The sequence below is a fragment of the Streptomyces microflavus genome, assembly GCF_014650075.1.
Lineage (GTDB): Bacteria > Actinomycetota > Actinomycetes > Streptomycetales > Streptomycetaceae > Streptomyces > Streptomyces microflavus.
In genome coordinates this window covers 56997-71296 of record NZ_BMUG01000006.1, presented here as the reverse complement: position 1 = coordinate 71296, position 14300 = coordinate 56997, and the positions used below count along the sequence as shown (strand labels likewise).

Here is a 14300-nt window from a genome sequence, read left to right as displayed (position 1 = left end):
TCATGGCATGCGGGCAGCGGGGCCGTGGCGTGATTGGCGGGGACGGAACAGTTCCGTGATCATGCCGGGCCGGGGGGCTGCTTCCCGTCGGTGAGCTGCTCGTCCAGTTCGTCGAAGAGCAGCTCCTCGTGCTGGACCTGTCCGGTGCGGTACGCCGAGCGGGCGACCAGGTGCGAGGCGACCGGGCCGGTGAGCATCTGGAAGAAGCCGATGAGCGAGAGCGTGGCGAGGTCCATGCCGCTGCGCAGCCGGAGTGCGACCCCTGCCAGGACCAGGAGGATGCCGAGGGTCTGGGGCTTGGTCGCGGCGTGGCTGCGGGAGAGGACGTCGGGCAGCCGGAGCATGCCGATCACTCCGAGCAGGCAGATCGCGGCGCCGAGGAGGACGAGCAGGGCCCCGGCGGTGTCGAGGATCTGGAGCCAGACGTTCACTGCGTGCCCTCCTCGGTCCGGCCGGCGTCCGGACCTGGGGAGTGGGTCGGGACCGTGACGGCGGGCCGGTCGCGTACGGCGATGAAGCGGGCGATGCCCACCGAGCCGGTGAAGCCGAGGAACGCCAGCACCAGCATGATCGGGAAGTAGAACGGGTCCCGCGCGAAGGCCGACTTGGCGCCGAGACCGGCGATGATCAGGGCGGCGATCACGTCGAGCGAGATCGCCCGGTCCAGCATGGAGGGGCCGAGCCAGATCCGGACCAGCAGCAGGAGCCCCGCCACCAGGACCAGGACGATGGCGGCGGTCAGCAGAATACGGTCGACGTGTTCGAGAACGCTCATGGTGCGGGCCTTCCGGCGGCGAGCTGTGGCGGTGGGGGCGGTGCGGCGACGCGGGCGATCTCGTCCCGGGTGCCGAAGGCCCGTACGGTCAGTTCTTCCAGCCGCCAGACCTGACGCCGGGCGGCTTCGAGCTCCTCGGGCCGGTCCGCGTCCAGGACGTGCAGGAAGACGGTGGCGGTGGCCCGGCGCACCTCGATGACGGAGCCGCCCGGCACGTTGGAGACGGCCACCGCGACGGCGGCGAGCATCAGGTCGCCGCGGCAGCGCAGGGGCACGCCCATGACGGCTGCCCGGTGCGGGGTCTCGCCGAAGATCTGCCGGGTGACCCGCACGCCCGAGGTGTACATGTCGTAGAGCAGGTATCCGGCGAGGCGGACGATGCCCCACGGGTGGAGCCGCAGCCCCAAGTCGACCGGCGGCAGCGGGAAGGCCAGGCAGACGGCGCTCGCGACGATCACGCCCGTGATGATGTTGGCCAGGTTGAAGGTCGACCAGAGCAGCACCCAGATGAGGGTGAGCCAGGCGATCAGCGGCAGGTCCAGCACCCGTCCGCGTCGGCCGACCTTGCAGCTCATCGGCGGCAGGTCGGAGTCGCGGAACGAGAGCCGCAGGAATCGGCTCACCTGCCCAGCACCTCCTCGATGTAGGGCGTGCGCTTCAGCAGTTCGACGGCCGACCGGTCGGTGAAGGTGGTGAGCGGTCCGGCGAACACCGTGAAGGACAGGGCCAGCACGATCGTCGCGGCGGTCGCCGCCATCATGGGCCGGGGAAGCCTGCTGGTGGTGATGACCGCCTTCCCCCGGAGCGTCGCCGCCACGGGTCCGCCGGCCGGCTGCCGCACGATGGTGACGCCCTCGTCACCGGTGCCGGGGACCCCGTCGGGGCCCTCGTCGGTGTCGTCGTCGCTGTCGTCCCCGGACTCCAGGACCGTCCCCGCCTCGGCCAGCCCCGGCGGAGCGGCCCGCCAGAACGCCAGGTTCCAGACCTTGGCGACCACGTACAGCGTCAGGAGGCTGGTGACCACCGAGCCGGCGACCAGGATCCAGGCCCAGGCGGAGCCGTCGGCGACGCCCGCGCGCATCAGCCCGAGCTTGCCGATGAAACCGGAGAGCGGAGGGATGCCCGCCAGGTTCATCGCGGGGACGAAGAAGAGGAGGGCCAGCATCGGCGCGGCCTTGGCGAGTCCGCCGAGCCGGGTCAGCTCCGTGGTCCCGCCCCGGCGCTCGATCAGACCGGCGACCAGAAACAGGGTGGTCTGCACGGTGATGTGGTGGACGACGTAGACGATGGCACCGCCGTACGCCTCGCGGGTGGCGAGGCCGATCCCGAAGACCATGAAGCCGATGTGGCTGATCAGAGTGAAGGAGAGCAGCCGTTTGAGGTCGGTCTGGGCCACTGCGCCGAGGATTCCGATGATCATGGAGGCCAGCGCGACGGCCATCAGGAGGTCGCCGATGCGGTTGCCCGGGAAGAGCAGGGTCTCGGTCCGCATCATGCAGTAGACGCCGACCTTGGTGAGGAGTCCGGCGAACACCGCGGTGACGGGGGCGGGCGCCGTCGGATAGGAGTCGGGGAGCCAGGCGGCGAGGGGGAAGACGGCGGCCTTGATCGCGAAGACGGTGATCAGCATCGCCTGGATGAGGGTCTGCACGCCGAGCGGGAGGCCGGGCAGCCGCTCGGCGAGCTGGGCGAAGTTGACGGTGCCGAGGGCCGCGTACGTCATCGCGATGGCGATGAGGAAGAGCATCGACGAGAACAGCGAAATGATCACGTAGGTGGAACCGGCCCGCATGCGGGGCCCGGTGCCGCCCAGCGTGAGCAGCACGAAGCTGGCCACCAGCATGATCTCGAAGCTGACGAAGAGGTTGACGAGGTCACCCGCGAGGAAGGTGCAGGAGACTCCGGCGACGAGGATCAGGTAGGCGGGGTGGAAGACGGCGAGCGGGGTCTCCTTGTCCCGGTCGGTCATGCCCTGGCCGAGGGAGTAGATCAGCACGCAGAGGGTGACGGCCGAGGAGACGGTGAGCATCAGGCCGGAGAGCCGGTCGGCGACCAGGGTGATGCCGAGCGGCGGGGCGAAGTCGCCGAGGTGGACGGAGAGCGGGCCCTGGCGGTCGGCGGCGATCATCAGGATGACCGAGAGCGCCAGGACGGCGGTGAGTACGGCGACGCTGATGAAACGCTGGAAGCGCTGCATCCGGGTGCCGAAGGTGAGGCTGAGGCCGGTGGCGCAGAGGGGAAGGAGCACCGGCAGCGGGACGAGCGCGTTCATCCGGTGGCTCCTCGGTCGTCGCGGGGGTAGCGGTCGTCCGCCTTGGCGTCGCCGTCGCGTTCGTAGTCCTCGGGGTCGGCGCCGATGACGTCGTTCCAGAGGTCGCCGGAGGCATCGCGGCCTCGGGCCTGGCGGGCCCGGTCGGCGCGCAGCCGGTCGCGGAGTCTGCGGCGCTCCTCGCGGTAGCGTTCGCGCTCGTCGGCGGTCGGTTCGGCGCCGGAGCGGAAATCCTCGCGCAACTGGGCGCGTTCGGAGAGCACTTCGGCGCGGAGCACGATGCGCCGGTCCTCCAGGTCGTCGTGCACCTCGTCGGTGCCGGTGATCTGGTGGCTGCGGTAGGCCATGGCGAGCAGGAACGCGGTGGTGCCGAGGGTGATCACGATGGCGGTCAGCGCGATGGCCTGCGGCAGCGGGTCGGTGACCCGGCGCAGGTCGACCCCGTAGAGGAGGGGGGCGGCGCCGGCGGTACCGGTCGAGGCGAGGATCAGCAGGTTGATCCCGTTGCTCAGGATGACGGCGCCGAGCAGGATGCGGGTCAGTGGCCGGGTCAGCATGAGGATGCCGCCGACGGCGCAGAGCACCACGGCCGTGGCGAGGAGCGAGGCGCTGACAGTCATCGGGGATCCCCCTCCGTCATGGCGCTGTTGGAGGCGGTGAGGGCTCCGGCGGCCCGTTCGATCTGCCGGTCGATCTTGGCACCGAGGGCCCGGACGATGTCCAGGACGACGCCGAGCACCAGGAGGTAGACGCCGAAGTCGAAGAGGACCGGCGTACTCATGTGGAAGTCGCCGAAGACCGGCAGGTGGCCGTGGTACGTGAAGGCGTGCAGCACGGTTCCGTCCAGGAGGCCGAGGAGCCCCACGGCGGTCGAGATGAACAGCCCCAGTCCCGTGAAGAGCCCCGGTTGCAGGGGCGCGGCCCGGGCCAGTTCGAAGCGGCCGCCCGCCAGGTAGCGGGTGATGAAGGCGACTCCGGCGACGAGCCCCGCGACGAAGCCGCCACCCGGCATGTTCTCGGCGCAGAACAGCAGGTAGACCGAGAGGATCAGGATCGGGTGGAAGATCAGCCGGGCCACCACCTCGAAGACGATCGAGCGGTGCTCGGGTGCCAGGGTCGAACCGGCGGCCAGCCAGCTGCGTTCGGGCGCGACGTCGTCGCCCTGTGGCAGCCGGGACGAGTGCTGCGCGGAGAGCGACCAGGCGGTACGGCCCTTCAGCTCGTCCTGGACCATGGATCCGTCGCTGCGGCGGTGCAGGTAGATCAGGCTGGTGACACCGATGGCGGCGGCGGCCAGCACGGCGGACTCCCCCATGGTGTCCCAGGCGCGCAGGTCGACCAGGATCGTGGCGACCACGTCCTTGTACCCGTGATCGGCGACCTCCTCGACCATGGCGGCGCCGGCGGGCTCCGCGGTGCGCGCGGCCGCGGCCACCCATACGGCGACGCCGATGGTGGCGGCCGCGAGGAGGGCCACCGGGATGCGGATCGCCCGCCGCCAGGGAGAGACGGTCTCCTCGAAGTGCACCGGCATCCGACGCAGCACCAGGACGAAGACGATCATCGCCACGGTCTCGACGCAGAACTGGGTGAGCGCCAGGTCGGGGGCGCCCTGGACGACGAAGAGCAGGGCGGTGCCGTAACCGATCAGACCGCTGAGGACGACCGCCTTCATACGGCGCCGTACGGTCAGGCAGAGCAGCGCCACGATGCAGGTGAGCAGGGCCACGCCGCCCTGGAGCACGTTGTCCCAGAGCCGGGGGGCCGGTGCGCCCTCCCACGGCTCGTCGGTGAGGAGCACGGCGAGCTGTCCGCCGACCATGACGAGCAGCGTGGTGGCCAGGTAGACGGAGAGGGAACCGCGCTGGATGAAACCGGTGACCTGGAGGGCGAGACGTTCCTGCCCGAGCAGGAGATGGCCGAAGACGCTGTCGGCGGTGGGCCAGGCGATGCGGCGGGAGACCTTGGTGACGGTGGTGCGCCCGAGGAAGAGGACGGTACCGGCGGCCCAGGCGACGGCCGACAGGAGCAGGGCGGTGCCGAGCCCGTGCCAGAGGGAGAGGTGGTAGGGGTCCGCGGGGGCGGGATAGGTGTCGGCGTACGCGCCCAGCAGCCGGTCGGTCCAGCCGACACCCGGGCCGAGGACCAGGCCGAGGACGGCGAGCAGGGCGGGCGGGGCGAGGAAGGCCCGGCCCACGCGGTGTACGGGGGTGTCGGGTACGCCGGGCTTCCGGGCGAAGGCGCCCCAGACGAACCGCAGGGTGTACGCGGTGGTCAGCGCCGAGCCCGCGACGACGACGGCCAGCGCCCACCGCTCGGCGGCCGTGCCGTGCAGCAGCGCCTCGAAGGCGGCCTCCTTGGCGGCGAAGCCGAGCAGTGGCGGCAGGGCGGCCATGGAGGCGGCGGCGAGGACGGCGACCCCGGCGACGTACGGCAGGGAGCGGCCGACTCCGGAGAGCTTGCGCAGGTCGCGGGTGCCGGTGGCGTGGTCGACGATGCCGGTGACGAGGAAGAGGGGCGCCTTGAACAGGGCGTGGCCGAGGATCATGGCGGCGGCGGCGAGGGCCGCGTTCCGGTTGCCGGTGCCGGCGAGCAGGATGAGGAAGCCGAGCTGGCTGACGGTCCCGTAGGCGAGCACGAGCTTCAGGTCGTTGAGGCGCAGCGCCCGCCAGCCGCCGAGCAGCATGGTCGCACCGCCGAGGACCAGGATGACGGGCTTCCACACGGGTACGTCGGCGAAGGCCGGGGAGAGCCGGGCGACCAGGTAGACCCCGGCCTTGACCATCGCGGCGGCGTGCAGATAGGCGCTGACCGGGGTGGGTGCGGCCATGGCGTTCGGCAGCCACATGGAGAACGGCCAGATCGCGGACTTCGACAGCGCCCCGCACAGGATGAGGACGAGGGCGATGGAGACGGCGAGGGTCGCCTCGGGCGGGTCGGCGACGATCGTGGAGATCCGGTAGGTGCCCGCCGCCTGACCGATGACCAGGAAGCCGACCAGCATGGCGAGCCCGCCGAGTGTGGTGACCACGAGGGCCTGGAGCGCGGAGCGGCGGCTGTGGCGGTGTTCGCTGCCGTGGCCGATCAGCAGGTAGGAGAAGACCGTGGTCAGCTCCCAGAAGACGTACAGCGTGATGAGGTCGTCGGCGAGGACGAGGGCGAGCATCGCGCCCGCGAAGGCGAGCAGGTTCCCGGCGAACCGGCCCAGTTGCGGGGTGTCGTCCCGGAAGTAGGAGGCGCAGTAGAGCAGGACGAGCGCGCCGACCCCGGCGGCGAGGAGCACCATGAGTTCGGCCAGCGCGTCGAGGCGCAGGTCGAAGGAGACGTCGTAGTCCGGGATCCACTGCCAGGACCAGGTGTCCGCGTCACCGGAGGCGGCGGTGTTCCAGCGGGTGAAGGCCCAGACGGTGGCGGCGGCCGGGGGCAGGGCGAGCACGAGGAAGGCGCGCCTGCCGAGCCGGTGCACCAGCGGGCCCGCGCAGGCCGCCAGCACGAAGTGGCTGACGATGAGCGCGATCACAGGGGAGTGTCCGGGTCGGGCGGCAGGGCATCCGGAATAAAGTGCACTAAATACAGATATATCCCCGGGGCCGATTCACCCGACCGGCGCGCCGCGCACCCCCCGGCCCACTGCGCAGGGAGCCGTTTCAGCCTTTTTCGGCACCTTGGTCGTGTCGGGCGCAGGCTCCGCTGTGGTCGCAGTACGGGGTGTTCCCGGTGGCGCCGCAGCCGCAGAGCATGACCCGGGTCTCGTGGTGCGGCCCGTGGGGGGTGGCGACTTCCAGGTCCCCGCGCAGGTGCAGCACCCCGTCCGGGTGCAGCGACACATGGGTGGGGACGTCGGGGATCTCGTCGGGCAGGCCGTCGGTGCGGTGGTACTGGAGGGCCCCGCTCGGGCAGCGGTGGATGACGTCGGCCACCTCGTCGGCGGGGGCGTTGCCGGGGAGGATCCATGGTTTCCGGCCGACCTCGAAGACGGCGGGGAGCCCGCGTACGCATTCGGCCGCGTGCAGGCACCGGTGCGCGTCGAAGCTGACGGTGATGCCCTCGCCGTCGTAGGACCGGGCGGCGGGGTGCGGCGGGGTCGGTCGGCTGTCGCTGGTCACCGCGGACCCTCCTGGCGGCTCGGTGTCCGTACGGGCTCCTCCAGCCTCGCCCGCCCCGCCCGGGGCCGCGACTCGGGCGGGCGGGGCCCACCGTCGCGACCACGGCTGCCGTGGAGCCACCGTCCCCGCCGTCAGGGCAGCACGGCGACCCCGTCGATCTCGACCATCGCCTGTTCGTCCCAGAGCCTGGCCACTCCGATGACCGCCATCGCCGGGTAGTCGCGCCCCGCCAGCCGGCGCCAGATCCGGCCCAGTTCGGGGGCGTTGGACCGGTAGTCGGCCACATCGGTGGCGTACACCGTGACGCGGGCCAGGTCGGCGGGGGCGCCGCCCGCCGCGTGCAGGGCGGTGAGCAGGTTGGTGAGGGCGGTGGTGAACTGTTCGGGCAGGGTGGCGCCGACGACCTTGCCGTCCTGGTCGAGGGCGGTCTGCCCGGCCAGGAAGACCAGATGGCTCCCGGTGGCGACGACGGCGTGCGAGAAGCCGGTGGGCGGGGCGAGTTCGGCCGGGTTGATCCGGTGGGACGGGCTCATACGGGCGGCTCCTGGGACTCCTGGGCGGCGGCGGACGCGTACAGCTCCTTGGCGATGATGGTGCGCTGCACCTCGCTGGCGCCCTCGTAGATCCTGGGCGCGCGGACCTCGCGGTAGAGGTGTTCGAGCAGATGGCCGCGGCGCAGGGCGCGGGCGCCGTGCAGCTGGACGGCGGTGTCGACGACGTACTGCGCGGTCTCGGTGGCGTACAGCTTGGCCATGGCGGCGCGGCGCGGCACGCCGCTCTCCCCCGCGTCGTACGCCGCGGCCGCCGCGTACACCAGGAGGCGGGCGGCCTCGGTGCGGGTGGCCATCTCGGCGACCTGGTGGGAGACGGCCTGGAGGTCGCTGAGCGGGCCGCCGAACGCGGTGCGCCGGGCGGTGTGGGCGAGGGTGGCGTCGAGGGCGGCGCGGGCCATCCCGACGGCGAAGGCGCCGACGCTGGGGCGGAAGAGGTTGAGGGTGTCCATCGCGACCCGGAAGCCCCGGTCGGGTTCGCCGAGCATGTCGTCGGCGGTGACCGGTACGCCGTCGAACTCCAGGGTGCCGATGGGGTGCGGGGAGAGCATGTCCAGGGCCTGGCCGGTGAGTCCGGGGCGGTCGGACGGGACCAGGAACGCGGTGATCCCGCGCGGACCGGCGCCGGGTGTGGTGCGGGCGAAGACGGTGGCGAAGTCGGCCTCGGGGGCGTTGGAGATCCAGCACTTCTCGCCGGTGAGCCGCCAGCCGCCCGGGGCGGGTTCGGCGGCCAGGCTCAGGGCGCCGGCGTCGGACCCCGCGCCCGGCTCGCTCAGCGCGAACGCCGCGACGGCGCGGCCCGCCCGGACCTCGGGGAGCCAGCGTGCGCGCTGGGCGGGGGTGCCCGCCCGGACGACGGGGGTGGTGCCGAGGCCCTGGAGGGCCAGCGCGGTCTCGGCCTCGGTGCAGCCCCGGGCCAGGGACTCCCGCAGCAGGCACAGGTCCAGCGCGCCGGAGCCGAACATCCGCTCCAGCAGGCCCAGCTCGCCGAGGGCGGCCAGCAGCGGGCGGTTGACGCGCCCGGTCTCTCCCTTCTCCGCCAGCGGGCGCAGCCGCTGCTCGGCGAGGGTGAGCAGCTCCTCACACCAGGCGGTCTGTGCCGGTTCGAGGGAGAATGCCGTCATGGCGGCGCCCTTCTTGTCGCGTCTCTGCTCCGGTCGCGTCTTCTTCTTGTCGCGTATCTGTCTTGTCGCGTCTCTGTTCTTACCGCGTTTCTGTCTTATCGCGGACCGTTGACTACCGTCACCCAAACGATACGCTCCAGAGGCGACAAGGGGGCGATCCTTCATGGAGCCGAATTCCTCGCCGAACACGCCCGCAGCCGCCGCCGACGCGTCCGTACGCGTCCCCGGTGCGCACACCGACACGTTCACGCGCGACCATCTGCCACCGCCGCAGCAGTGGCCGGAACTCCTTCTGGACGATCCCGCGCCGCACTACCCCGACCGGCTGAACTGCGGGCACGAGCTGCTGGACCGCACGGTCGAGGAGCGGGGTCCCGACCGCCCCGCGCTGCGCTCCGGCGACGGGGGCGTCTGGAGCTACGGCGAGCTGCGGGAGACCGTGGACCGCATCGCCCATGTGCTCACCGACGACCTGGCCGTGGTGCCCGGCAACCGGGTGCTGCTGCGCGGACCGACCACACCCTGGCTGGCCGCGTGCTGGCTCGCCGTCATGAAGGCGGGCGCGGTCGCCGTGACCGTACTGGCGCAGGCACGCACGAGTGAACTGTCCACCATCTGCTCGATCGCCCGGGTGAGCCACGCGCTGTGCGACGCGCGCTCGGCCGAGGACCTGGCCAAGGCGGACGTGGAGGGGCTGCGGACGACCCTGTTCGGTGGGGACGGCCCCGAGGACCTGACCCGGCTGGCGGCCGCGCACTCCGGCTCCGGCCCGTACCGGGCGGTCGACACGGCCGCCGACGAGGTCGCGCTGATCGCCTTCACCTCGGGGACCACCGGACGCCCCAAGGGCTGTATGCACCTCCACCGGGACCTGCTCGCCATCGCCGACACGTTCTCCCGCCAGGTGCTGCGGCCCGTCCCGGACGACGTGTTCGCGGGCAGCCCGCCGCTCGGCTTCACCTTCGGCCTCGGGGGTCTGCTGGTCTTCCCGCTGCGGGCCGGGGCCTCGACGCTGCTGCTGGAGCAGGCCGGGCCGAACCATCTGCTGCCCGCACTGGCCCGCCACCGGGTCTCGGTCCTGTTCACCGCGCCGACCGCCTACCGCACGATGCTCGGCCAGCTGGACGGCCACGACCTGTCGGCGCTGCGCCGCTGTGTGTCGGCCGGGGAGAACCTGCCCGCGGCGACCTGGCAGGCCTGGTTCGAGGCGACCGGGCTGCGCATCATCAACGGCATCGGGGCCACCGAGCTGCTGCACATCTTCATCTCCGCCGCCGACGACGCCATCCGCCCCGGCACCACCGGCGTCCCCGTGCCGGGCTGGCAGGCCAAGGTGGTCGACGAGCACGGCGAGGAGCTGCCCGACGGCGAACCCGGGCTGCTCGCAGTGCGCGGCCCCGTCGGCTGCCGCTATCTCGCCGACCCCCGCCAGACGGAGTACGTGCGGCACGGCTGGAACATGACCGGTGACACGTTCGTCCGTGAGCCGGACGGCTACTTCCGTTACGTGGCCCGCGCCGACGACATGATCATCTCGTCCGGCTACAACATCGCGGGCCCCGAGGTGGAGGACGCCCTGCTGCGCCATCCGGAGGTCGCGGAGGCGGCCGTGGTGGGCCGGGCGGACGAACTGCGCGGGGAGATCGTGGTGGCCCACGTGGTGCTGACGCAGGGGTCGGAGCAGACGGCGGACTCGCTGCGGGCCCATATGAAGGCCAACCTCGCCCCGCACAAGTGCCCGCGCGTCTTCGCCTTCGAACAGTCCCTGCCACGCACCGCGACCGGCAAGCTCCAGCGGTTCCTGCTCCGGGACCGGCACTAGAGTGATCACGTGGCCGAGCTGCGCACCCCCCGTTCCCTGATCGTCACGCTCTACGGCGCCTACGGCCGTCCGGCGGACGGCTCGCCCTTCGCGGTGGCGGAGCTGATCCGGCTGCTGCACGCCGTGGGTGTCGACGCGCCTTCCGTACGGTCCTGCGTCTCGCGGCTGAAGCGGCGCGGGCTGCTGGTCGCCGCGCGGGCGGCGGACGGCTCGGCGGGGTACGCCCTGTCGCCGGACGCCCGCCAGTTGCTCGACGACGGCGACGGGCGCATCTACGGCCGTCCGGCGCACCGACTCGCCGACGGCTGGGTCCTCGCGGTCTTCTCCGTCCCCGAGGCCGAGCGCGCCAAGCGCCATCTGCTGCGCTCCCGGCTGGCCCGTCTCGGCTTCGGCACGGCCGCCCCCGGGGTGTGGATCGCCCCGGCCGGCCTCTACGAGGAGACCCGGCACACCCTGGAGCGCCTCGAACTCGCCCCGTACGTCGACCTGTTCCGCGGCGACCACCTGGGCTTCGCCGCGACCCGTGAGTCGGTGGCCCGCTGGTGGGACCTGGACGCGGTGGCCCGCCTCCACCGGGACTTCCTGGAACTGCACGAGCCGGTGCTCCGGGAGTGGGAGTCGCCCCCGGGAACCGAGGAGGGCCCCCGGCCGCAGGACGCCTACCGGGACTATCTGCTGGCCCTGGACTCCTGGCGCCAACTCCCGTACGCGGACCCGGGGCTGCCGGAGGAGCTGCTGCCGAAGGGGTGGCCGGGCGGCCGCTCGGCGGAGGTCTTCGGCAAGCTGCACGAGAGGCTGCGGGACGCCGGGGAGCGGTTCGTGCGGGGGTGAGCGCGGGGCTCGCCGAGGGCCCGCGCGGGGAAAATCCGGGTGCCCCGGGGGTGACCCGGAGGGGAGGATGAGGCATGACCCCGCCCCTCGCTCCCCCACCCGAGCCGCTCTGGCTGATCGCCGCCAATGTGGTGCGGTGGCGGCGGTACGGGGACGGCGGGCAGGAGCTGCGGCCCGGGACCAAGGCGTACCGGGGCGGGGCGAAGGTGTACGTCATCGGCTCCCGGCCCGGCGGCCACGAGCAGGTGACGACCGTGGGGCCGGGGCGGCACACCGGTGCCTACATCACCCTGGACATGGCCACGCACCACCTGCACACCTTCCGGGCCGCCCTGGTCCGCAGCCCGGCGGTGCTGCGGCGCGAGGCGGAGAACGACGCGGGCCAGGTCTGGGACGGCCGGGAGGAGGCGGAGGAGACCGCCGCACGGCTCGAAGGGCTCGCCGCCGAGTTGCGCGCCGAACGGTGGCACACCTTGCCCCACCCCACACCCTGCCTCTGCCACACCTGCCTGACCGCGGCCGGGGCGGCGGGGGTCACTCCAGCCTGAGCCGCGGCTTCGGCCCGTCCGTGCGGCCCGTGGGCGGGGGGCGGCTGCCCGCGCCGTACGGGAGCGGCCAGGGTGCGCCCGGTCCGGTGTAGCCCTGTTCGGCCGCCGCGTGGAGCGTCCAGTGCGGGTCGTACAGGTGGGGGCGGGCCAGGGCGCAGAGGTCGGCGCGGCCCGCCAGGAGCAGGGAGTTGACGTCGTCCCAGGAGGAGATGGCGCCCACCGTGATGACGGGGACGTCCACAGTGTTGCGGATCCGGTCGGCGTACGGGGTCTGGTAGGAGCGGCCGAACTCGGGGCGTTCCTCGGGGACGACCTGGCCGGTGGACACGTCGATGGCATCCGCCCCGTGCTCGGCGAAGGCGCGGGCGATCGCGACGGCGTCCTCCGCGTCGGTGCCGCCCTCGGCCCAGTCGGTGGCGGAGATCCGGACGGTCATCGGGCGGTCCTCGGGCCAGACCTCGCGGACGGCGTCGAAGACTTCGAGGGGGAAGCGGAGTCTCGCGGCCAGTGATCCGCCGTAGCCGTCGGTGCGGTGGTTGGTGAGCGGGGAGAGGAAGCCGGAGAGCAGGTAGCCGTGGGCGCAGTGGAGTTCGAGGAGGTCGAAGCCGGCGGTAGCCGCGCGGCGGGCCGCCCGGACGAACTGCTCGCGTACGGTGGCGAGTCCGGCGGTGTCCAGCTCCTGCGGGAATTGGTTGACGCCTGGCCGGTACGGCAGGGGGGAGGCGGCCGACAGCGGCCAGTTGCCGGTCTCCAGGGGCTGGTCGATGCCCTCCCACATCAGCCGGGTGGAGCCCTTGCGGCCGGAGTGGCCGAGCTGGACGCCGATGGCCGCGCCGGGGGCCGAGGTGTGGACGAAGTCGGTGATCCGCCGCCAGGCGGTGGCCTGTTCGTCGGTCCACAGGCCGGTGCAGCCGGGGGTGATACGGCCCTCGGGGCTGACGCAGACCATCTCGGTCATGGTGAGTCCGGCGCCGCCGAGCGCCCGGGCGCCGAGGTGGACGAGGTGGAAGTCGGCGGGGAGCCCGTCGGTGGCCGAGTACATGTCCATGGGTGAGACGACGACCCGGTTGCGCAGTTCGAGGCCGCGCAGCCGCAGCGGGGTGAACATCGGCGGGGTGGCGGGCGGGCAGCCGAACTCCTCCTCGACGGCGGCGGTGAAGGAGGCGTCGCGCAGCCGCAGGTTGTCGTGGGTGACCCGGCGGCTGCGGGTGAGCAGGTTGAACGCGAAGCGGCGGGGCGGCTGGTCGACGTAGCCGGCCAGTTCCTCGAACCAGCGCAGACTGGCCGCCGCCGCCCGCTGGGTGGAGGCGACGACCGGGCGGCGCTCGGCCTCGTACGCGGCCAGCGCGGCGGGCAGGTCCGGCTGTTCCTCGATGGAGGCGGCCAGCGCGAGGGCGTCCTCGACGGCGAGCTTGGTGCCGGAGCCGATGGAGAAGTGCGCGGAGTGGGCGGCGTCCCCGATGAGGACCGTGTTCCCGTGCGACCAGCGGGAGTTGGTGACCGTACGGAAGGTGAGCCAGCTGGACCTGTTGGCGCGCAGGGGCCTGCCGTCGAGGGCCTCGGTGAAGAACTTGGCGCAGCGGGCGGTGGATTCGGCCGGGTCGCAGGTGTCGAGTCCGGCGGCACGCCACACCTCCTCGCGCATCTCGACGATGACGGTGGAGGCGTCGGCGGCGTACGGGTAGCCGTGCAGCTGCATGACGCCGTACGGGGTCTCGGCGATCTCGAAGCGGAAGGCGTCGAGCGCGAAGTCTGCGGCGAGCCAGATGTAGCGGTTGCGGTGCTCGGTGACGGCCGGGCCGAAGGCGTCCGCGTGCGCCTCGCGGGTCGCGCTGTGCACCCCGTCGGCGGCGATGACCAGGTCGTGGCGGGCGGCGAGCTCGGCGGCGGGCGGGGCGGCGGTGCGGAAGCGGAGGTCGATGCCGAGGGCGGTGCAGCGCTCGTGCAGGATCTCCAGCAGCCGGCGGCGCCCGAGGGCGGCGAAGCCGTGGCCGCCGGAGGTGTGGGTGCGGCCGCGGTGGACGATGTCGATGGTGTCCCAGCGGACGAACTCACGGCTCAGTGCCCGGTAGACCTCCGGGTCGGCGTGCTCGATCCCGCCGAGGGTCTCGTCGGAGAGGACGACGCCGAAGCCGAAGGTGTCGTCGGGTGCGTTGCGCTCGTACACGGTGATCGCGCGGTCCGGGTCGAGCCGTTTGAGCAGGGCCGCGGCGTAGAGGCCGCCGGGGCCGCCGCCGATGACCGCGACGCTCCGCACAGGGGTCGGCATGGCCG

Annotated in this window: 13 protein-coding genes; 3 read left to right on the top strand and 10 right to left on the bottom strand. The window is 72.7% G+C overall.

From position 1 onward, the window contains the following. Nucleotides 1–59: 59 nt before the first annotated feature. The 9 genes from mnhG to IE264_RS18465 form a co-directional block, all read right to left on the bottom strand. Nucleotides 60–431, bottom strand: coding sequence for a monovalent cation/H(+) antiporter subunit G (gene mnhG, locus IE264_RS18505; RefSeq protein ID WP_015612085.1), 372 nt, complete (start codon nucleotides 429–431; stop codon nucleotides 60–62). Beyond that, on the bottom strand, nucleotides 428–775 hold the full coding sequence (locus tag IE264_RS18500) for an MrpF/PhaF family protein (RefSeq protein WP_015612084.1): 348 nt from the start codon (nucleotides 773–775) through the stop codon (nucleotides 428–430). Before IE264_RS18500 ends, mnhG begins: the two co-directional genes overlap by 4 nt. Next, nucleotides 772–1398, bottom strand: a complete 627-nt coding sequence (locus IE264_RS18495) for a Na+/H+ antiporter subunit E (protein ID WP_015612083.1) — start codon at nucleotides 1396–1398, stop codon at nucleotides 772–774. The genes IE264_RS18500 and IE264_RS18495 overlap by 4 nt, the downstream gene beginning before the upstream one ends. Then, nucleotides 1395–3047 carry a Na+/H+ antiporter subunit D gene (locus IE264_RS18490; protein WP_015612082.1) on the bottom strand — a complete coding sequence of 551 codons (1653 nt, stop codon included), beginning with the start codon at nucleotides 3045–3047 and terminating at the stop codon, nucleotides 1395–1397. Before IE264_RS18490 ends, IE264_RS18495 begins: the two co-directional genes overlap by 4 nt. After that, nucleotides 3044–3664: a Na(+)/H(+) antiporter subunit C gene (locus IE264_RS18485; RefSeq protein ID WP_015612081.1), complete on the bottom strand. Its 621-nt coding sequence runs from the start codon at nucleotides 3662–3664 to the stop codon at nucleotides 3044–3046. The genes IE264_RS18490 and IE264_RS18485 overlap by 4 nt, the downstream gene beginning before the upstream one ends. Beyond that, nucleotides 3661–6564: a Na+/H+ antiporter subunit A gene (locus IE264_RS18480; protein ID WP_032753522.1), complete on the bottom strand. Its 2904-nt coding sequence runs from the start codon at nucleotides 6562–6564 to the stop codon at nucleotides 3661–3663. Before IE264_RS18480 ends, IE264_RS18485 begins: the two co-directional genes overlap by 4 nt. A 127-nt stretch (nucleotides 6565–6691) precedes the next feature. Further along, nucleotides 6692–7150 carry a (4Fe-4S)-binding protein gene (locus IE264_RS18475; protein WP_032753520.1) on the bottom strand — a complete coding sequence of 153 codons (459 nt, stop codon included), beginning with the start codon at nucleotides 7148–7150 and terminating at the stop codon, nucleotides 6692–6694. A 131-nt stretch (nucleotides 7151–7281) separates the two neighbouring features. Beyond that, nucleotides 7282–7683 (bottom strand): RidA family protein, encoded by a 402-nt coding sequence (locus IE264_RS18470; protein ID WP_015612078.1) that lies wholly within the window; start codon nucleotides 7681–7683, stop codon nucleotides 7282–7284. Further along, nucleotides 7680–8825, bottom strand: coding sequence for an acyl-CoA dehydrogenase family protein (locus tag IE264_RS18465; protein ID WP_032753518.1), 1146 nt, complete (start codon nucleotides 8823–8825; stop codon nucleotides 7680–7682). The genes IE264_RS18470 and IE264_RS18465 overlap by 4 nt, the downstream gene beginning before the upstream one ends. Before the next feature lie 163 nt (nucleotides 8826–8988). Between IE264_RS18465 and IE264_RS18460 the strand changes: the two genes are divergently transcribed. The 3 genes from IE264_RS18460 (at nucleotide 8989) to IE264_RS18450 (ending at nucleotide 12026) form a co-directional block, all read left to right on the top strand. Then, nucleotides 8989–10647 (top strand): AMP-binding protein, encoded by a 1659-nt coding sequence (locus IE264_RS18460; RefSeq protein ID WP_032753516.1) that lies wholly within the window; start codon nucleotides 8989–8991, stop codon nucleotides 10645–10647. Nucleotides 10648–10656: 9 nt separating this feature from the next. Continuing rightward, complete coding sequence (locus IE264_RS18455) at nucleotides 10657–11478, top strand: PaaX family transcriptional regulator (protein WP_032753514.1); 822 nt, start codon at nucleotides 10657–10659, stop codon at nucleotides 11476–11478. A 74-nt stretch (nucleotides 11479–11552) separates the two neighbouring features. Then, nucleotides 11553–12026 (top strand): hypothetical protein, encoded by a 474-nt coding sequence (locus IE264_RS18450; RefSeq protein ID WP_032753512.1) that lies wholly within the window; start codon nucleotides 11553–11555, stop codon nucleotides 12024–12026. Here the strand turns inward: IE264_RS18450 and IE264_RS18445 are convergent. Beyond that, on the bottom strand, nucleotides 12013–14295 hold the full coding sequence (locus tag IE264_RS18445; RefSeq protein ID WP_032753932.1) for a bifunctional salicylyl-CoA 5-hydroxylase/oxidoreductase: 2283 nt from the start codon (nucleotides 14293–14295) through the stop codon (nucleotides 12013–12015). The genes IE264_RS18450 and IE264_RS18445 overlap by 14 nt on opposite strands. Nucleotides 14296–14300: the final 5 nt, after the last annotated feature.